Below are 18,798 nucleotides of genomic sequence, written 5' to 3'. Positions count from 1 at the left end.
TGTACGTCACCCCGGACTTGTTCCGGGGTCCAGGGTTCCGCGCACCCAGCATCGGCGAGGCGCGCGGCGCCCTGGATGCCGGAACAAGTCCGGCATGACGAAAGGGATGATCGCAACCCGTCCGGCTGACCTCTCCCGGCGTCCGACGCGTCGTCGCAATCCCGTTCCGTTCCCCTCCATTCCGCTCTAGGATGCCCCGATCGAAGGGCGGGAGCAGGTAATTGGGTGACGGCGTAGCGCGGGACCGGACGTGGGTGGACGGCATCAGGCCGTATGTGGAGCGCGCGCCGCTCGCGGCACTGGCGCTGGGGGTGTCGTCGGGCTTTCCCTATTCGATGATCGCCGCGACGCTGACCACGCGGCTGGCGCAGAGCGGGATCGACAAGAAGACGGTGACGGCATTCAGCCTCGCCTTCCTGGTTTACAACCTCAAGTTCCTGTGGGCGTGGATGGTCGACGGCATCCGCCTGCCGCTGCTGTCGCGGCTGGGACAGCGGGTGTCGTGGATGCTGCTGGCGGGCGTGCTGGTGATCGCCGCGGTCGCCAACCTCGCATTGGTCGATCCGGTCGCGAGCATCGGCGCCACCGCGACCGCCGCGATCCTGGTGGGTGCGGCGGGTGCCACGTTCGACATCGTCATCGACGCCTATCGCATCGAAATTCTGGAGCCGCGCCAATTGGGTATCGGCACCGGGATGAACCAGTACGGCTGGCGGATCGGCTCCGCGGGTGCGGGCGCGCTGGCGCTGGTGATCGCGGCGCGGGTCGGGTGGGAGGCGGCCTATCTCGCCTGCGCGACGCTGGCGCTGCCCGCGATTCTGGTCGCGCTATGGCTGGGCGAGCCTGCGCGCTATCGCCCGCCGACCGAGCGGCGCGGGGTGGCGCAGGCGGTGGGGGCGATCTGGCGTCCCTTCGTCGAATTCTTTGCGCGGCCGGGCGCCGTGGTCATCCTGCTGTTCATCCTGATCCACAAGATCGGCGACACGCTGGGGCAGCTGGTGCTGCGGCTGCTGCTCGACGACCTGCGCTTCAGCAACGACGAGATCGCGTTGTGGGACGTCGGCGTCGGTTTCTGGGCGTATCTGGTCGGCGTGTTCGTCGGCGGCGTGATGTATGCGCGTATGGGGCTGAAGCGGTCGGTGCTCGCCAGCCTGGTGCTGATGGCGGTGTCCAACGCCAGCTTCGCGCTGCTCGCCGCCGCGGGGCACAGCAACGCGGGGCTGGCGGGTGCGATCCTGTTCGAGAACATCGCCTCGGGGATCGGCGGGGTGACGATCGTCGCCTATCTGTCGGCGCTGTGCGACCTGCGCTTCACCGCGGCGCAATATGCGCTGATCTCCGCCTCCACCAGCGTCGTCGGGCGCGTGCTGACCGGCACGACCGCGGGGGCGATGGTGGAGGCGATGGGGTTCGTGAACTATTATCTGATGACCACCGCGGTCGCGCTCCCCGGCGTCGCGCTGTTCTGGTGGATGGGGCGCTCCGGGCTGGTCGATCGCTCGGTCGGCAGCGCCGGCATCGAGGGGCCGGGGGACGCGCGCGACGGCGCCCCCGCCTGAACCTATAGCGTGATCGGACGGCCTTCGTCGGCGAAGGCGGTCGCGACCGCGGCGGCGCTGGCCAGCACGCCGTCGATCCGGCGCTGGCCCAGCAGATCCTGCATCAGCAGGCGCGCATTCTCGCTGCGGGTTTCGACCCGCGACAGCACGCACAGCAGCGCGCGTTCGGAGGGCGTCATGCGCGCGCAGCAGCACGGCGCGATCGCGATCGGCTGTGCCGCATTCGCCGCCATGTCCGCCATCAACGCGCGCAGCAGCGTCAGCGGGCGGCGGAACGCCTCGCCAAAGGCGGTGAACATCGCATGCGACGCGCGCGCATCGCTCAGCCCGTGGGCGCCCATCCGGCGCATCGCGAACAGCGCGACGCGCGCATTGGCGCAGTCCGGCACCGCATAGGGCAGCGCGGTCAGCGTGGCGGACGCCGAACCGGCGGGGTTGGGCGCGGGGGCCGGGGCGGGTGTGTGCGTCATGAAACGGCGACTCCTCGTGGAGCCGCGAAGATTGCCGACACGCTATTGCAAGTCAATCGCAGATTATAGCGTCAGTCGGGCAGTTCGTCGTTCGCCTCCAGCACGCGTCCGGCGAGGTAGAGCGAACCGAGGATGAGCAGCGGGTGGCGCGGCTCGGCGGCGAGATGCGCTACCGCCCCGGCGGGATCGGCGGCGGTGGCGGTACGCGGCACCCCCAGCCGTGCCGCCAGCGCGACGAGATCGTCCGGCGCGTGATGCTCGTGCCCGGGAACGGGGATCGCCACCAGCGTCGCGATGCGATCCGCGAAGGGCGCGAGGAACCCGGCGGGATCCTTGTTGGCGAGCATCCCGATCACGACCGCCAGCCGCGTCGCGTCGGGCAGCAGCCGGTCGAGCGACCGCGCGATCGCCTCGCCCGCGGAGACATTGTGCCCGCCGTCGAGCCAGACCGGCACGTCGCCCAGCGGCGCGACCAGCGGGCCGGGGCGCAGGCGTTGCAGCCGCGCCGGCCAGCGTGCCGCGACCGCCGCCGCCCGCAGCGCGGCGTCCGGTACCGCGACCGCGTGCTGGTGACGCAGCATCGCGACCGCAAGCCCCAGATTCTCCGCCTGATGCGCGCCGGGCAGCGCGGGTCGGGGCAGGTCGAGCGTGCCGTTCGCGTCGCGATAGCGGATGGCGTCGGCGTCCTCCGCCACCTGCCACGCGCTGCCTTCGGGCAGGACGGGCGCACCGGCGCGCGCGGCGCGGTCCGCCACCAGCGCCGCGATCGGCGCGGCGTAGCGCATCGTCACCAGCGGCGTGTGCGGCTTGGCGATGCCCGCTTTCTCCGCCGCGATCTGTTCCAGCGTGTCGCCCAGGAACGCCTGATGATCGATTCCCAGCGCGGCGATCCCGCAGGCGGCCGGCGCAGCGAGGACGTTGGTCGCGTCCAGCCGACCGCCCAGCCCGACCTCGATCACGCAGGCATCAGCGGGGGTGCGCGCGAAGGCGAGGAAGGCGGCGGCGGTCGTCACCTCGAAGAAGCTGGCGCCGATATCGCCGCCTGCGTCGAGCACCTCCGCCAGCAGCGGCGCGAGCGCGGCGTCGTCGATCAGCCGCCCGGCCACGCGAATACGCTCGTTGAACCGCACCAGATGCGGGCTGGTATAGGCATGGACGCGGCACCCCGCCGCCTCCAGCGCGGCGCGCAGATAGGCGCAGGTCGATCCCTTGCCGTTGGTGCCGGCGACGTGGAACACGGGGGGCAGGTCGAGGTGCGGGTCGCCAAGGCGCGCGAGCAGCCGGGAGATGCGGTCGAGGCCGAGGATATCGGCACCGGGGGAGAGCGCCCACAGCCGGTCGAGCTGCGCCTGTACCGCGGTGTCGGAAGAGGTGGCGTGGTCGGGCATCATACTGCCTTTAAGCCCTCTCCCCTGCGGGGAGCATCGGGTGGACAGCGCCCCGCGCTGTTCAGTCCATGCCGGGGGCATGGACGACCCGATGCTGGTTGGGAGAGGGGTAGGTGTCTCATCGAGCGCAGCTTCTGCGGCGGCCCCTCACCCAAACCCTCTCCCCGCAGGGGAGAGGGCTTTACCACCACGTTCACGCCGCCCGGCGCTCACCCGCGGTCAGATAGCCGATCACCGTCGCCAGCCGGTCGCGCAGTTCGCGGCGATCGACCACCATGTCGATCATTCCGTGCTCCAGATAATATTCGCTGGTCTGGAAATCCTCGGGCAGCTTCTCGCGGATCGTATTCTCGATCACGCGGCGCCCAGTGAAGGCCAGCGTCGCCTTCGGCTCGGCGATCTGCACGTCGCCCAGCATCGCATAGGCCGCCATCACCCCGCCGGAGGTGGGATCGGTCAGCACGACGATATAGGGCAGCCCGGCATCGTGGAGCATCTGGATCGCGACGGTGCTGCGCGGCATCTGCATCAGGCTCAGGATGCCCTCCTGCATGCGCGCCCCGCCGGACGCGGTGAAGACGACATAGGGCGCGCGGTCCTTGATCGCGGCCTCGACGCCCTGGATGAACGCCTCGCCCACCGCCTGGCCCATCGACCCGCCCATGAAGGCGAAGTCCTGCACCCCGATCACGACGCGCTTGCCATGGATCGTCCCACGCGCATTGACGAACGCGTCCTGCTCGCCGGTGCCGGTGCGCGCGGCCTTGAGGCGATCGGCATAGCGCTTCGAATCGCGGAACTTCAGCGGGTCTTCCGCCGCCTTGGGCGCGGCGAGCACCTCCGCGGTTCCTTCGTCGAGCAGGTGCGCGAAGCGTTCCTTCGGCCCGATGCGCTCGTGATGCTCACATGTCGGGCAGACGTAGAGGTTCTCCTCCAGCTCGCGCGTGAACACCATCGTCCCGCAGCCCTTGCACTTGTGCCACAGGTTGTCGGGGGTCTGCTGCTTGGCGCCGGGAACGATCCCCGACAGCGCGTTGCGGACGTTGCTGAGCCAGCTCATGCGATCTGCTTTCGTGCGTCGGCGAGCGCGGCCGACAGGGACTGGACATAGGCGGTGACGGGCGCCGCGGCGGCGGTGCCGTGCTCTGCCACGATCTCGACGATCGCGGAGCCGACGACGACGCCGTCCGCGACCGCGCCGATCGCGCGCGCCTGATCGGGGGTGCGCACGCCGAAGCCGACCGCGACCGGCAGATCGGTCGCCGCCTTCAGCCGCGCCACCGCCTCCTCGATCGAGGTCTGGAGCGCCTGCTGCTTGCCGGTGATTCCCGCGACGGACACGTAATAGAGGAAGCCGTCCGCGCCCGACAGCACGTCCGTCAGTCGCGCAGCATTGGTGGTCGGCGTGGCGAGCCGGATCGACGCGATCCCCGCACCGCGCAGCGCCGGGCCGAGCGCATCGTCCTCTTCCGGCGGCACGTCGACGCAGATCACGCCATCGACCCCGGCGTTCTGCGCCGCGGCGGCGAACCATTCGGGTCCGCGGCGCAGCATCGGATTGGCATAGCCCATCAGCACCAGCGGCACGTCCGGGTGCCGCGCGCGAAAGCCCTTGGCGATCGACAGGATGTCGGCGGTGGTGGTGCCGATGGTCAGCGAGCGGATGTTGGCCGCCTGGATCGCGGGGCCGTCCGCCATCGGATCGGTGAAGGGCATCCCCAGCTCGATCACGTCGGCGCCACCGGCGACCAGCGCGTCGAGGATCGCGGACGTCGCGGCGGGCGAGGGGTCGCCCGCGGTGACGAAGCAGACCAGCGCGGGGCGGTCCTTGCGGAAGGCGTCGGAGAGGCGGGTCATGCGTCGATCTCCGTCACGGACGCTGCCGCGCTCCTGCGAACGCAGGAGCCCAGGATGACGGATCGCGACGGATGTTGATCTGCTTGGCTCTGGGTTCCGGCGTTCGCCGGAACACGACGTCGCTTCATCATCATATCGCCACCCCCAGCGCCTCGGCGACGGTGAAGATGTCCTTGTCCCCGCGCCCGCACAGATTGGCCAGGATGATCGCGTCGCGCGGCATCTCCTTTGCCACCTTCGCCACCGCGGCGATGGCGTGGCTCGGCTCCAGCGCGGGGATGATCCCCTCGGTCCGGCACAGCAGCTGGAACGCGTCCAGCGCCTCGGTATCGGTCACCGACGTATAGTCGACGCGGCCGACATCCTTCAGCCACGCATGTTCCGGCCCGATGCCGGGATAGTCGAGGCCCGCGGAGATCGAATGCGCCTCCGCGATCTGCCCGTCGTCGTCCTGCAACAGATAGGTCTTGTTGCCGTGGAGCACGCCGGGGAAGCCGCCCGCGAGGCTGGCGGCATGCTTGCCCTCCAGCCCTTCGCCCGCCGCCTCGACGCCCAGCATCCTGACGCTCGTGTCGTCCAGGAACGGGTGGAACAGCCCGATGGCGTTCGATCCGCCGCCGATCGCGGCAACCAGCAGGTTGGGCAGGCGGCCGGTGCGCGCCATCAGCTGCGCGCGCGCCTCGCGCCCGATCACGCTCTGGAAATCGCGCACCAGCTCCGGATAGGGGTGCGGCCCCGCCGCGGTGCCGATGATGTAGAAGGTGTCGTGGACGTTCGCGACCCAGTCGCGCAGCGCCTCGTTCATCGCATCCTTCAGCGTGCGCGCGCCGCTTTCCACCGCGCGCACCTCCGCGCCCAGCAGCTTCATGCGGAACACGTTGGGCTGCTGCCGCTCGACGTCCTTGGCGCCCATGTAGATCACGCACGGCAGGCCGAAGCGCGCGCAGACGGTGGCGGTCGCCACGCCATGCTGGCCCGCGCCCGTCTCCGCGATGATCCGTGTCTTGCCCATGCGGATCGCGAGCAGGATCTGGCCGATGCAATTGTTGATCTTGTGCGCGCCGGTATGGTTCAATTCGTCGCGCTTGAACCACACCTGCGCACCGCGCTTCTCTCCACTCGCGCCATCGGCCGCGCTGTCGCGCAGCGCCTCGGTCAGCCGCTCGGCATAATAGAGCGGGCTGGGGCGCCCGACATAGTGTTCGAGCAGATCGTCGAACTGTGCCGCGAACGCCGGATCCTCCTTCGCGGCGCGATATTCGCGCTCCAGGTCGAGGATCAGCGGCATCAGCGTCTCGGCAACGTAGCGGCCGCCGTAATCGCCGAAGTGGCCGCGCTCATCAGGCTGCGCGCGGAAGGAATTGGGAGCGTTCATGATGCGGCGACCCGTTGCAGGAAGGTAGCGATCCTGTCCACATCCTTGATGCCCGGCGCGCTCTCCACGCCGGAGGAGACATCGACGATCGGGGCGCGGGTGCGGGCGATCGCCTCGCCGACATTGCCCGCGTCCAGCCCGCCCGACAGCGCCCAGGGCAGCGGGTGCCGGAACGCGTCGAGCAGCGACCAGTCGAAGCGTACCCCCATCCCGCCGGGCAGCTTCGCGCCATCGGGCGTCTTGGCATCGTACAGGATGCGGTCCGCCGCGCCCGCGAGCCGCGCCACGCCGTCCAGGTCCGCGCGCGTCTTCACCGCGACGACGCCCCATGTCTCGCGCCCTAACCGCGCGCGGATCGCGGCGATGCGTTCGACCGGCGTCTTGTGGAGCTGGATCGCGTCGAGCGTGGCGGCGGTGGCGTCGAGCAGCGCGTCGTCGGGATCGACATAGACGCCCACGCGCCGGACATGCGCCGGCATCCGCTGCGCCAGCGCGCGCGCACGTTCCGGCGTCACATAGCGCGGCGAGGGGGCGAAGAAGTTGAACCCGACATGGCTCGCCCCGCCTGCGATGGCGGCGTCGAGCGTCGGGGCGGTGGAGAGACCGCAGATCTTGGCGGTGGCGGGCATGGGGGGGATATAGGGCGGATTATCCCCCCCGTCATGCCGGACTTGATCCGGCATCCATGTCGCGGCTGGCGCTTCGGCCCGAGAAGCGCGTCATCGCGGGGTCAGCGCAGGCGGCACGATGGATCCCGGGTCAAGCCCGGGATGACGGGGTGGGCGGTTCTTCGTCACTCCGGCCTTTAGCCGGGGGTGACGAGAGGGTCAGAGCGTCGCCTCGATCGCGCGCGCCGCGGCGTCCGGGTCCGGCGCCTGCGTGATCGGCCGCCCGATCACCAGGATCGATGCGCCATCGTCCAGCGCCTGCCGCGGCGTCACCACGCGCTTCTGGTCGCCGGCATGGCCGTCCGCCGGTCGCACGCCGGGCACCACGAAAAAACCGTCGCGCCACGCCGCATGCGCTTGCTTCACCTCCGCGCCGGAGCAGACGATCCCGTCCAGCCCTGCCTCGCGCGCCAGATCGGCCAGCCGCAGGACATGGTCGTGCGCGCTGCCGCCCACGCCGGTCGCGCGCAGGTCCGCCTCGTCCAGGCTGGTCAGCATCGTCACCGCCACCACCTTCGTATCGGGATGCGCCGCGGCCTTGGCATCCTCCAGCATCGCGCGCCCGCCCGCGGCATGGACGGTCAGCACCGCGGGCGCGAGCGGCGCCAGCGACTGCACCGCCTTGGCGACGGTATTGGGGATGTCGTGCAGCTTGAGGTCGAGGAAGACGGGCAGGCCGATCTCCTCCATCGCGCGCACCCCCGCGGGGCCGTTGGCGCAGAAGAACTCCAGCCCCAGCTTGATGCCGCCGACATGGTGTCGCACGCGCTCGGCCACGGTGCGGGCACGGTCCAGATCGGGGGTGTCGAGCGCGACGAAGATACGATTGGGCATTTACGCGACCTCGGGCGCGATGACGGGGGGAGCGGGGGCAGTTGTGACGGGCGGGGCGGCGGCCAGCGCGCGCTCCGTTTCCAGCGCGCGCTCGGCGGACAGCAGCCGCTGGCGCAGGCGGAAGCGGACCCAGCGCTGATAGACGAACGTGGGCACCAGCCCCAGCAGGAAGGTGGTGAGCAGCAGCAGCGGCAGGTTCACCTCCGCCACCAATCCGCCGAAGAGCTGGATCGACACCGTCGTCCAATTGCCGAAGGTGAAGACCGCGGCGACGAACGCCAGCAGGCACCAGAACAGGATCTTCAGGAACTGCATCGCCGGACAGGCTAGGGAAGTGCTGCGGATTTTTCCAGTCCGCGCGGGCAAGCGGCTGTCGCGCCTACCCGATCTCGCCGCGCAGCGAGGAAATCAGCGCCGCGGCGGTGGGCAGTTTCTCCTCCTCCTCGTCGAGGATGGCGAGGAAGGCGGCGCGCTTCACCGCCGCGATCCGGCCGGCGCGCAACCGGGCGCCCGCAGGCAGCGCGGAGACGGTGATGTCGATCATCCGCTCGGCCCCGTGCAGCCGCCCCCAGAGATAGTCGTTCTCGCGATAGGCGCGGCTGAAGAAGGCGCCGAAGCTGTTGAACTGTATGCCCTTCAGCGTCGCCTCCGCACCACCCTCGCGGATCGAGCGGGCATCGTCGGGGGAGACGCGATCGACCTTGATCGGATCGTATTCGTCCACCCCCTCGCCCTGCAGCAGCGGCATGGTGGCGACGTCGAAATAGGGAAAGCCCAGATAGTTGAGCAGCATCGGCCGGCGGATCTCGCGCGGCAATTCGGCCAGCGCCGCCGCCATCCGCTCGTCCGTCGCGGCGTCCAGCGCGGGCAGGTCAAGCGCGGCGCCGAGCGAATCGAGCAGCGCGCCGGCATCGTCGCGCAATCCGCGCACGTCGCGATGCAGCGCGGCGTGGCGACGCGGCTGGCGCACGTCGAGATAGCCGTCGAGCGAATCGTAGATCGCGTCGCGCAGCGGGGCCAGCGTCGCCTCGTCCGCGTCGCCCTCCACATCGCTCAGCCGCCGCGCGAGCAGCCGCAACCGGCGCACCCGGAACGGCAGGTCGAAGGTGCGCAGGAAGTCGATCATCGCCGCGCTCGCCCCGCCCGAGAAGACCGCATCCGGCCCCAGCCCGCGCGCGGCGAGCGCGGCGTCGATGCGCTGGCGGATGCGGTTGCCGCGCTGTCCGCCCGGCTCGCCGCCGATCGCCTGGAGCAGCGCGGTGACGAACTCCGCCACGCCCGCCGCCTTCAACTGGCCATAGCCGGCATAGCTGTATCCGGCCCGGTCCGCCGCCGCTTCCTGCGCGCGGCGGCGCCACGCCACCAGCCGCGCGGGCGTGGGGCGATCGAGGAACAAGGTGCGCCCGAACAGCCCCTCGATCTCGCCTTCCACCTGTGCGCGCACCGCCTCGATGATCGCCGCCATGCGCTCGATCCGGCGCGATCGGCCCGCCAGCGCCTCCAGATTGTCGCGGATCGGCTGCTGACGCGGCAGCTCGCTGATCGCGCCCAGGATCGTCTGGAAGAAGCCGGGCACGCCGTCGACATGCCCGCCGATCCCGAACTTGTGCCCGGGCGAGGGGTCGACATAGACGAAGCGCCGGTCGATCTGGCGCCGTGCGGGCCGCTCGTTGAGCGCGTCGATCGCGGGACGGAACGGCGCATTGGCCAGCACCGATCCGTCGATCAGCACCGCCTTGTCGGCGGCGCGGGCGGCGAAATGGCGCGGCAGGACACGCGACAGGAACGCGCGCCGTCCCGGCCACCCGCGCCGGCGCTCGCGCAGCACGCCATCCAGCTCGCCCACCGTGAACGGCGGGAAGGCGCCCGGAAAGCTGGAGGTGGCGCGCGCGGCGAAGGCCAGCTCGGCGGGCGCCGCCAGCGTCTCCACCATATGGCCATGGTCGCTGAACGGCACCACCAGCCGGTGTTCGGTCTCCATCACCTCGGGCGGGGAGTGGAGCTGGAGTCGTTCGGGATGGCCGCCGAAATCGGTCACGGTGACGAACAGGTCGAGCGGCTGGCCATCGGGCAGCAGCCGCGGCCCGCGGGGCGCGGCCGCCATCGCATCGAACGCGTCGAGCAGCATCGCGGTGAAGCCGCGGCCGGAGAAGGGCGGTTCGAACCAGCGCGAGCGGATGAAATGCGACAGTTTCGCCTTCACCTCGTCGCGGGTGTCATCGTCCAGCGAATCGAGCTGCTCCGCGCTACGCCCCGCCGCCATCCAGGCGAGCGGCAACGCCCATACCTTGGAAAAGCGCGTCGCGGGCGCGGCGTCGCGATCGATCAGCCGCTCGACGTCCGCCCCCTCCAGCCACAGGTCGGTCAGGGGATCGAGCGACTGGCCGCTGGCGATCGCCTGCGCCAGGAACACGCCGTTGATCCCGCCTGCGCTGGCGCCCGCGACGATGTCAGGCAGGATGCGCAGCCGCCAACGGCTGTGCGTCTCGATCTCCTCCAGCAGGTCGCGATAGACGCGCGCGCTCGCGCCGACGCATTCCGCGCCATCGTGCATCGCGCGGCTGGCGCGGGCCAGATGCCACACCTCCTTGGTGATGCCGTGCATATACACCGCCAGGCTGATCCCGCCGTAGCAGACCAGCGCCAGCCGCAGCTCGCGCTCGCGCAGCCGTGGCGCGGCGTCCTCGCTCATGCGTGCGCGATCTCCGCCCAGATCGGCAGATGGTCCGACGCGACCCGCGCCGCCGCGCTGGCATGGACGCCGCAGCGCACCACCTCCAGTCCGGGCGACACCATGATTCGGTCGAGCCGCGCGATCGGACGGCGCGCGTGGAAGCTGGGGCCGGTCGGCGCGAAGTGGAAACTGTGCGCGAAATCGCGCAGGCAGCCGGACTGCCGGCTCCATTCGTTCAGGTCGCCCATCATCACGGTCGGTCGCCCGTCCGCGCCATCCGCCGCCTGCGCCATCACCGCCGCCGCCTGTCGGCGCCGCCACAATCCCGACAGGTCCAGGTGCATCCCCACGACGCGCACGACAATACCATCGATCGCTACGTCCGCCATCACCGCGCCGCGCGGTTCCAGCGCGGGCAGGTGCAGCGGGGCGCAGGCGACCAGCTCGGCCGATTTGCGGATCAGGATGGCGTTGCCGTGCCATCCCATGCTGGTCGCGCGCGTGGCGACCGCGACCGCCTGCCAGTCGCTATGTTCGTCCAGCAGATGCGGGGTCAGCACCGCCGCGCGCGTGCCGAAGCGGCGGTCCGCCTCCTGCAGCGCGACGATATCGGCATCGATCTCGCGCAATACCTGCAGCACGCGCTCCGGGTTGCGGCGGCGATCGGTGCCGATCGCCTTGCGCATGTTGTAGCTGGCGACCTTGAGCCTCATGGAGGAGGCGTAACGACCGTCACCGGCCGCGGGTTGCACCGGCGTGGAACGGTGGCGTCAGACCCGGTTGGTGGAGGCGTCGAACATCGCCGCGGCGGCGCCGCTGACCGGGCGGATATGGAACCATTCGGGGTGATCGATCGCCACCAGATAGGCCAGGATCACCAGCCCGAACGTCAGCATCATCAGCGACGCGCGCAGCGACTGCGGGATGCCGCCGGCCTGACCGCGATCGTTGTCGGAGGGCTGCATGGCGTGATGTCCTTCTTCTGCGAAATCGTGAGCCGCACAGCTAGGGATCGCATCCTGCGCGTCCATCAACGCTGTGTGACATGTTTTTGCTGCGATGCAGCGGCGCGGCGAACCGTGCCTGGCGGGCGATGCAACCGAACCCGGGCCGCCCCCGTTGCCACAGGAAGGAACGGAAAGGATCGACCATGCTGGAACATGTCCCCCATTGGCTCGGCGGGCTGTTGCGCAACGTGCGTGCGGGTCACTCGCGACTGGTCGCGGTGCAGGACGGCGTGACCACCACGCAAGCGCAGATCGACCTGTCCAGCATGGCGTTCGGCGACGGCGACCGGCTGCCGGTGCGCTTCACCGCCGATGGCGAGGGCGTGTCGCCCCCGCTCCACTGGCGCGGCGTGCCGGAGGGGGCGGCGGGGCTGGCGCTGATCGTCGAGGATCCGGACGCACCCGCGCCCAGCCCGCTGGTCCATGCGATCCTGTGGGGCCTGCCCGCGACCGAGACGATGCTGGCGGAAGGCGCGCTGTCGCCGGACGGCGGCGGGGAGGGGGACGGGCGCGACGTCGGCCTCAACAGCTATCGCCGCGAAGGCTGGCTGCCGCCCGACCCGCCGACCGGGCACGGCACGCACGATTACGTCTTCCAGCTGTTCGCGCTCAGCGAACTCCCGGACCTCGGCCCCGATCCCGGCCGGCGCGAGCTGGTGGAGGCGATCACCGGGCGCGTGCTGGCGGTCGGCCTGCTGACCGGCACCTATTCGCGCGGCGAGGGCGCCGACGTGCCGGTGGGCGCGGCGCAGCCGGCCTAGGTCGTCGTCATTGCGAGCGGAGCAATTGTCTATTGGCGATGGCGTTAGAGGGGTGTGTCCCGCATGATCGGGATGCCCGGCGCCGGGCGCGGACAGTCAGGCCGTCTCGCAATAGGGCGTCGCGCCCGTCGTCATCCTGCGCCGCATCCCCGGCATCGGCATCACTGCCGCCGCGCTCCTCGCGCTCCTCGCCGAACCCGGCACGCTCAATCGCCAACGCCAGATTACGTCACGAAGGCGCGGCGCAACTGAGTAGATGACGAAGACAAAGAGAGCTTACGGCTCGCGGCCGCCCGGGATCATCGAATCGTTCTTCTCGGCGGCGCGCTTCTCGGCAGCGAAGGCCTGGTTGATCGCCAGCGCGCAGCCGGTCTGGCCGCCGCTGCCGACCGGCGAGCAGGTATCGGGGATACCCGCCGCGACGCGGCCGGCGCGATCGGCGACCGTGACGCGGTTGGTCCACGCCTGATTCTTTGCCGCCGGTTCGGCGGTGTTGCGCAATTCCTTGGGGATGCGGAACTGTTCGTCCGGGTTGATCCGGCTGCACACGACGATCTCGTCGCCCTGCGCCTTGGGGCAGGTTTCCGCGCCCTGAAGCATGACGTTGCGCACCCGCTGCGGCGTGCGCCCGGTCTCGCCCGCCGGCGCGCTTTGCGCCGATGCGACCGCCGGGGCCAGCAGAAGGACGACCGTAAGCGCCGAACGCAACATCATTTTTCTCCTCAACTGCGCGAACGCGCACGCTCCGGCTTTTATCCCGCCATGATGTCGCCCGCAGATGACGATTCATTGCCGAATCGCAATGGTTGCGATGCGCAGCGCATCGGCTATGGCAGCGCCATGATCCTGGTGGTCGACAATTACGACAGCTTCACCTGGAACCTGGTCCATTACGTGATGGAGCTGGGTGTCGAGGTGCGCGTGGAACGCAACGATGCGCTGACCGCGGCGGACGCGCTGGCGAGCGGGGCGGAGGCGATCCTGATCTCGCCCGGCCCATGTACCCCGACCGAGGCGGGGATCAGCCTGGATCTGGTCGCGGCCTGCGCGGAGGCGCGCCGCCCATTGCTGGGCGTCTGTCTGGGGCATCAGGCGATCGGGCAGCATTTCGGTGGCAAGGTGGTGCGCGGCGGGTTGATGCACGGCAAGACCTGCCCCGTCGAACATGACGGCAGCGGCGTCTTCGCCGGGCTGCCGTCGCCATTCACCGCGACGCGCTACCATTCGCTGATCGTCACCGACGTGCCGGACATGCTGGCGGTGAATGCGACCGCGGCCGACGCGTCGGTGATGGGGCTGCGGCATCGCGAATTGCCGATCCATGGCGTGCAATTCCACCCGGAAAGCATCGCCACCGAACATGGTCATGACCTGATCGCCAACTTCCTCTCGATCGCAGGTATCGCGCGTAAGGCCCTGACATGACGGTGCATGTCGCGCTGCCTGATGCAAGCGCGCCGTTGTCGCGCGAGGCGGCGGCGCAGGCGTTCGCCGACCTGCTGGACGCGCGCACCAGCGAACAGGCGGTCGCCGACTTCCTGATCGCATTGTCCGAACGCGGCGAAACCAGCGTGGAGATCGCCGAGGCGGCGCGCGCGATGCGCGAGAGGGTGATTTCCGTGACCGCGCCGCCCGGGGCGATCGACGTCTGTGGCACCGGCGGGGACGGGCAACACACGCTCAACGTCTCCACCGCGGTCAGCCTGGTGGTCGCCGCCTGCGGCGTGCCGGTGGCCAAGCACGGCAACCGCGCCGCTTCGTCCAAGGCGGGCGCGGCGGACACGCTGGAGGCGCTGGGGCTCGACATGGATCGGGCCGGCGCGCTGGCGGAGGCGACGCTGCGTGACTTGGGGATCGGCTTCCTCTTCGCGGCCAATCATCATCCGGCGATGAAGCGGATCACCCCGATCCGCCGCCATATCGGGCGGCGGACGATCTTCAACCTGATGGGGCCGCTCGCCAATCCGGCGCATGTCACGCGTCAGCTGATCGGGATCGCGCGGCCGGACTATGCGCCTGTCTATGCCGATGCGCTGGCGCAACTGGGCAGCGAGGCGGCGCTGGTGGTGGCGGGCGAGGAGGGGCTGGACGAAATCTCCGGCGCCGGGCCGACGCGGGTGGTCGCGATCGGCGCGGTGGCGATGGCGGAGCGGATCGTGCCGGAGGATGCGGGCGTCGCGCGGCATCCGACGATCGCGATCCGCGGCGGCGACCCCGCCTATAACGCCGCGGCGCTGCGCCGCCTGCTGCGCGGCGAGCGCGGCGCCTATCGCGATGCGGTGGTGCTCAACGCCGCCGCGGCGCTGGTGCTTGCCGGCACCGATGCCGCGCTGACCGACGCCGCCGCGCGCGCCGGCGAGGCGCTGGACAGCGGCGCGGCAGACCGTCTGCTCGACCGCTGGATCGCTTATTCATGACCATCCTCGACACGATCTGCGCCACCAAGCGCGACGAGGTGCGCGCGCGCCGCGCCGCCGTTCCCACCGCCGATCTGGCCGCGCGCGCCGCGGCGCAGACGCCGCCGCGGGGGTTTCGCTCTGCGCTGGACCGGACCATAGCGGCGGGACGCCACGCGCTGATCGCCGAGATCAAGAAGGCCAGCCCGTCCAAGGGGCTGATCCGCGCCGATTTCGATCCGCCAGCGCACGCCCGCGCCTATGCCGAGGGGGGGGCGACGTGCCTGTCGGTGCTGACCGATGCGCCCTATTTCCAGGGCGACGAGGCCTATCTGGTCGCGGCGCGTGGTGCCTGCGACCTGCCCGTGCTGCGCAAGGACTTCACCGTTGACCCGTGGCAGGCGCTGGAGGCGCGCAGCATCGGGGCGGACGCGATCCTGCTGATCGTTGCCGCGCTGGACGACACCTGCCTCGCCGAATGCGAGGCGGCGGCGATCGAACAGGGTCTCGACGTGCTGGTCGAGGTGCACGACGAAGCGGAGATGGCGCGCGCGGCACGGCTGTCGTCGCGGCTGATCGGGGTCAACAATCGCGATCTCAAGACGTTCGAGGTCGATTTCCGCCGCACCTACGACCTGATGCGCCATGCGCCCGCGGGATGCACCTTCGTTGCGGAGAGCGGACTGTCGACCCGCGCCGACCTGGACGAGCTGGCGGCGCATGGCGTCCACTGCTTCCTGATCGGCGAGGCGCTGATGCGGCAGGCCGATGTTGCCGCCGCCACGCGCGCGATGGTGGGATGAGAGGGGGTGGGATGACGTTGGCCGGGCTGACCCATCTCGATGCCGATGGCGCGGCGCATATGGTCGACGTCGGCGACAAGGCGGTGACGCGGCGCGAGGGGGTCGCGACCGGGCGCATCCTGATGTCGGGCGACGCGATCGCCGCGATCCGTGACGGTGCGGTGAAGAAGGGCGATGTGATCGCAGTGGCGCGGATCGCCGGGATCATGGGGGCGAAGCGGACCAGCGACCTGATCCCCTTGTGCCATCCGCTGCCACTGACGCGCGTGTCGCTGGACCTGTCGATCGAGGACGATGGCGTCACCGTCACCGCGCTGGCGGCGACCGATGGCAAGACCGGGGTGGAGATGGAGGCGCTGACCGCGGTGTCGGTGGCGCTGCTCACCATCTACGACATGGCCAAGGCGATCGACAAGGCGATGACGATCACCGCCGTTCGCCTGCTGGAAAAGCGCGGCGGACGCTCGGGCGACTGGCGCGCACCCGCCTGATCATCGCTGCGCGGCGGCAGGTCGCCAGTACGAAGACCATGAAGACGATCTGCGCGATCAGCGAGGGTACGGTCGCCAGCGCCGTGAGCAGCGGCGGGAAATAATGCCCGATCACCGCGATATTGTGCACCACGTCGGTGACGATGATCGCGACCGTCGCCACCACCCCGATCCTGGGACGCACGAGCAGCAGCACGGCGAGCGGATCGACGACGCCCAGCATCGTCCAGAAGGTGGTGCTGACCCGCGGATAGCCGCCATAGTCCCACAGCCAGCCGTGCCGATAGATCGCGGACCAGTGATTGTAGGTCGCCCCGGCCAAACAGAGCGCGTAGATTGCGCGAAGCACGGCGGCGCCGCGATCGCCGCGCGCGTTCGGTAATGCCGTGGTCGTCTCGTCCGCTGCCATCCTGCCCCTCGTGTGCCCGCCCCCTTGATCCACCCGTGCTGCCGCCGCAAGGCGGGTGCCCGTCATCCGGAGGCGAACGAGCCGTCATGTCCCTTCTTCCCGTCGCCGAGGCCCAGGCCCGCGTTCTCGCGCTGGGCACCCGCGTTGCGTGCGAAACGGTCCCGCTGGTCGCGGCGATCGGGCGCTGGGTCGTCGAACCGGTGGTGGCGGCACGGACGCAGCCGGCGCGCGACCTGTCGGCGATGGATGGCTATGCGCTGCGCTTCGCCGATCTGCCCGGCCCCTTGCGCGTCATCGGCGAGAGCGCGGCGGGGGCGCCGTTCGCCGCGCAGGTGGGGGCGGGCGAGGCGGTGCGGATCTTCACCGGCGCGGCCTTGCCCGCGGGCACCGACACCGTGCTGGTGCAGGAGGAGGCGCGCCGCGCGGGCGATACGGTGACGCTCGACGGCGAGGGGCCGGCGCATGTCGGGCGCAACGTGCGGCGGCGCGGGCTGGATTTCTCCACGGGCGACGTGCTGGTCGCGGCGGGCGAGCGGCTGACCCCGGCGCGGCTGGCGGTGGCGGCGACTGGCGGCGCGGGGCAGGTGAGCGTTGCGCGCCCGGTCCGCGTGGCGCTGGCCGCTACCGGCGACGAACTGGTCGAGCCGGGCGGCGCGGTGGGGGAGGCGCTGCCCGAATCGAACCGCCTGCTGCTGCGCGCGATGCTGGCCGACCTGCCCGTCGAGATCGTCGACCTGGGCATCCTGCCCGACCGACTCGACGTGCTGACCCGCGCTTTCGCCGATGTCGCGGCCGACGTGCTGGTGACGACCGGCGGCGCATCGGTGGGGGATCACGACCTCGTCCGCCCGGCGCTGGCGGCGGCGGGGGTGACGCTCGACTTCTGGCGCATCGCGCTGCGACCGGGCAAGCCGATGCTGGCGGGGCGGCGCGGCGACGGCATGGCGGTGGTGGGGCTGCCGGGCAATCCGGTGTCCGCCTTCGTCACCGCGCTGCTGTTCGTTCGGCCGTTGGTGGCGCATCTCGCCGGTGCGCGCGATCCGTTCCCTGTTACGACGCACGCCGTGCTGGGCGAGGACCTGCCGGCCAACAACGACCGCACCGACTATCTGCGCGCGGGTTTGCGCGACGGGCGGGCCTATGCTTCTGACATTCAGGACAGTTCGATGCTGCGCACGCTGTCGCGCGCATCGTGCCTGATCGTGCGTCCCGCCGGCGCCCCGGCGGCGCGCGCGGGCGACTCGGCGGAGATCCTGATGGTTGCTTGACGCAACCACAATCGTTCCTTAAAGGTTCGCAATCCGTTCGCACCTTCAGGGGAACAGTCACATGCTGACACGCAAGCAGCACGAACTGATCTGCTTCATTCAGGACCGCTTGAGCGAAAGCGGCGTGTCGCCGTCGTTCGAAGAGATGAAGGATGCGCTCGAACTGAAGAGCAAGTCCGGCGTCCACCGTCTCATCAGCGCACTGGAGGAGCGCGGCTATCTGCGTCGCCTGCCCAATCGCGCGCGCGCGCTGGAGGTGCTGAAGTCGCCCGAGCGGGCGGAGGCGAAGCGCGCCGCGCCGCCCGCGGCCCGCCGCGCGGTGCCGGAGCCCGCGAACGACGTGATCGAGATTCCGCTCCATGGCCGCATCGCGGCGGGTGTGCCGATCGAGGCGTTCGAGGGATCGACGACGCTGCCGGTGCCGGCCGCGCTGCTGGGCAGCGGCGAGCATTTCGCACTGGAGGTCGCGGGCGATTCGATGGTCGAGGCCGGCATCTTCGACGGCGATTATGCGCTGATTCGCCGCCAGGACGTGGCACGCGACGGCGAGATCGTGGTCGCGCTGATCGAGGAGAGCGAGGCGACGCTCAAGTATTTCCGTCGCGAAGGCGCGATGGTGCGCCTCGACCCCGCCAACCGCGCCTACGACCCGCAACGCTACGCGCCTGCGCAGGTGCGGGTGCAGGGCAAGCTGGCGGGATTGCTGCGCCGTTACGATTAGGACGCAGGGTGTGGCGGAAGAAGTGTGTAGGGGATCGTCACCGCAGGAATGATGCGCCGGGGCGGATGGCGCTTCGTCCGCCTCAAAGAGGCCGTCACCCCGGACCCTTCGACAAGC

Annotated in this window: 21 protein-coding genes; 8 read left to right on the top strand and 13 right to left on the bottom strand. The window is 70.4% G+C overall.

From position 1 onward, the window contains the following. Positions 1-254 precede the first annotated feature (254 nt). Positions 255-1,559: an AmpG family muropeptide MFS transporter gene (locus PGN14_RS11600; protein WP_443019502.1), complete on the top strand. Its 1,305-nt coding sequence runs from the start codon at positions 255-257 to the stop codon at positions 1,557-1,559. A gap of 2 nt (positions 1,560-1,561) precedes the next feature. Here PGN14_RS11600 and PGN14_RS11595 read toward each other — a convergent pair whose 3' ends face one another. The 11 genes from PGN14_RS11595 to PGN14_RS11545 form a co-directional block, all read right to left on the bottom strand. Next, complete coding sequence (locus tag PGN14_RS11595; RefSeq protein WP_335299669.1) at positions 1,562-2,029, bottom strand: DUF6628 family protein; 468 nt, start codon at positions 2,027-2,029, stop codon at positions 1,562-1,564. 71 nt (positions 2,030-2,100) lie between these two features. After that, positions 2,101-3,417: a bifunctional folylpolyglutamate synthase/dihydrofolate synthase gene (locus PGN14_RS11590; protein WP_335299668.1), complete on the bottom strand. Its 1,317-nt coding sequence runs from the start codon at positions 3,415-3,417 to the stop codon at positions 2,101-2,103. A gap of 193 nt (positions 3,418-3,610) precedes the next feature. Continuing rightward, the gene (gene accD, locus PGN14_RS11585; RefSeq protein ID WP_335299667.1) at positions 3,611-4,477 is read right to left on the bottom strand and encodes an acetyl-CoA carboxylase, carboxyltransferase subunit beta; all 867 of its coding nucleotides are present in this window, start codon (positions 4,475-4,477) and stop codon (positions 3,611-3,613) included. Then, positions 4,474-5,274 (bottom strand): tryptophan synthase subunit alpha, encoded by an 801-nt coding sequence (trpA, locus tag PGN14_RS11580; RefSeq protein ID WP_335299666.1) that lies wholly within the window; start codon positions 5,272-5,274, stop codon positions 4,474-4,476. The genes accD and trpA overlap by 4 nt, the downstream gene beginning before the upstream one ends. A gap of 130 nt (positions 5,275-5,404) precedes the next feature. Then, the gene (gene trpB, locus PGN14_RS11575; RefSeq protein WP_335299665.1) at positions 5,405-6,649 is read right to left on the bottom strand and encodes a tryptophan synthase subunit beta; all 1,245 of its coding nucleotides are present in this window, start codon (positions 6,647-6,649) and stop codon (positions 5,405-5,407) included. Next, the gene (locus tag PGN14_RS11570; RefSeq protein WP_335299664.1) at positions 6,646-7,278 is read right to left on the bottom strand and encodes a phosphoribosylanthranilate isomerase; all 633 of its coding nucleotides are present in this window, start codon (positions 7,276-7,278) and stop codon (positions 6,646-6,648) included. The genes trpB and PGN14_RS11570 overlap by 4 nt, the downstream gene beginning before the upstream one ends. Before the next feature lie 198 nt (positions 7,279-7,476). Further along, complete coding sequence (gene pyrF / locus PGN14_RS11565; protein WP_335299663.1) at positions 7,477-8,151, bottom strand: orotidine-5'-phosphate decarboxylase; 675 nt, start codon at positions 8,149-8,151, stop codon at positions 7,477-7,479. Continuing rightward, complete coding sequence (locus tag PGN14_RS11560) at positions 8,152-8,466, bottom strand: hypothetical protein (RefSeq protein WP_335299662.1); 315 nt, start codon at positions 8,464-8,466, stop codon at positions 8,152-8,154. Between the two features lie 64 nt (positions 8,467-8,530). Further along, positions 8,531-10,843 carry a patatin-like protein gene (locus tag PGN14_RS11555; RefSeq protein ID WP_335299661.1) on the bottom strand — a complete coding sequence of 771 codons (2,313 nt, stop codon included), beginning with the start codon at positions 10,841-10,843 and terminating at the stop codon, positions 8,531-8,533. Then, entirely contained in the window at positions 10,840-11,538 is a 699-nt protein-coding gene (locus PGN14_RS11550) for an endonuclease/exonuclease/phosphatase family protein (protein ID WP_335299660.1), read from the bottom strand. The genes PGN14_RS11555 and PGN14_RS11550 overlap by 4 nt, the downstream gene beginning before the upstream one ends. A 57-nt stretch (positions 11,539-11,595) precedes the next feature. Then, positions 11,596-11,790: a hypothetical protein gene (locus tag PGN14_RS11545; RefSeq protein WP_335299659.1), complete on the bottom strand. Its 195-nt coding sequence runs from the start codon at positions 11,788-11,790 to the stop codon at positions 11,596-11,598. A 185-nt stretch (positions 11,791-11,975) separates the two neighbouring features. Between PGN14_RS11545 and PGN14_RS11540 the strand changes: the two genes are divergently transcribed. Continuing rightward, the gene (locus PGN14_RS11540) at positions 11,976-12,593 is read left to right on the top strand and encodes a YbhB/YbcL family Raf kinase inhibitor-like protein (RefSeq protein WP_335299658.1); all 618 of its coding nucleotides are present in this window, start codon (positions 11,976-11,978) and stop codon (positions 12,591-12,593) included. A 276-nt stretch (positions 12,594-12,869) separates the two neighbouring features. Here the strand turns inward: PGN14_RS11540 and PGN14_RS11535 are convergent, their stop codons facing one another. Next, positions 12,870-13,307, bottom strand: a complete 438-nt coding sequence (locus tag PGN14_RS11535) for a hypothetical protein (protein ID WP_335299657.1) — start codon at positions 13,305-13,307, stop codon at positions 12,870-12,872. A gap of 126 nt (positions 13,308-13,433) precedes the next feature. Between PGN14_RS11535 and PGN14_RS11530 the strand changes: the two genes are divergently transcribed. From PGN14_RS11530 to moaC, 4 genes are read left to right on the top strand one after another with little or no spacing between them, the layout of a single operon-like run. Further along, positions 13,434-14,018, top strand: a complete 585-nt coding sequence (locus tag PGN14_RS11530) for an anthranilate synthase component II (RefSeq protein ID WP_335299790.1) — start codon at positions 13,434-13,436, stop codon at positions 14,016-14,018. Then, entirely contained in the window at positions 14,015-15,010 is a 996-nt protein-coding gene (trpD, locus tag PGN14_RS11525; protein WP_335299656.1) for an anthranilate phosphoribosyltransferase, read from the top strand. The genes PGN14_RS11530 and trpD overlap by 4 nt, the downstream gene beginning before the upstream one ends. Beyond that, on the top strand, positions 15,007-15,792 hold the full coding sequence (gene trpC, locus PGN14_RS11520) for an indole-3-glycerol phosphate synthase TrpC (RefSeq protein ID WP_335299655.1): 786 nt from the start codon (positions 15,007-15,009) through the stop codon (positions 15,790-15,792). The genes trpD and trpC overlap by 4 nt, the downstream gene beginning before the upstream one ends. A gap of 17 nt (positions 15,793-15,809) precedes the next feature. Continuing rightward, positions 15,810-16,283: a cyclic pyranopterin monophosphate synthase MoaC gene (gene moaC, locus PGN14_RS11515; protein WP_335299789.1), complete on the top strand. Its 474-nt coding sequence runs from the start codon at positions 15,810-15,812 to the stop codon at positions 16,281-16,283. Here moaC and PGN14_RS11510 read toward each other — a convergent pair. Continuing rightward, positions 16,219-16,692 (bottom strand): hypothetical protein, encoded by a 474-nt coding sequence (locus PGN14_RS11510; RefSeq protein ID WP_335299654.1) that lies wholly within the window; start codon positions 16,690-16,692, stop codon positions 16,219-16,221. The genes moaC and PGN14_RS11510 overlap by 65 nt on opposite strands. Before the next feature lie 86 nt (positions 16,693-16,778). Between PGN14_RS11510 and PGN14_RS11505 the strand changes: the two genes are divergently transcribed. Then, entirely contained in the window at positions 16,779-17,960 is a 1,182-nt protein-coding gene (locus PGN14_RS11505) for a molybdopterin molybdotransferase MoeA (protein WP_335299653.1), read from the top strand. 61 nt (positions 17,961-18,021) lie between these two features. Further along, complete coding sequence (gene lexA / locus PGN14_RS11500; RefSeq protein WP_335299652.1) at positions 18,022-18,681, top strand: transcriptional repressor LexA; 660 nt, start codon at positions 18,022-18,024, stop codon at positions 18,679-18,681. Positions 18,682-18,798 lie beyond the last annotated feature (117 nt).

Source organism: Sphingomonas adhaesiva (assembly GCF_036946305.1).
In the GTDB taxonomy this organism is placed as follows: domain Bacteria; phylum Pseudomonadota; class Alphaproteobacteria; order Sphingomonadales; family Sphingomonadaceae; genus Sphingomonas; species Sphingomonas adhaesiva_B.
The sequence above is the reverse complement of the archived record's forward strand: the minus strand, read 5'-3'. Positions and strand labels throughout refer to the sequence as shown.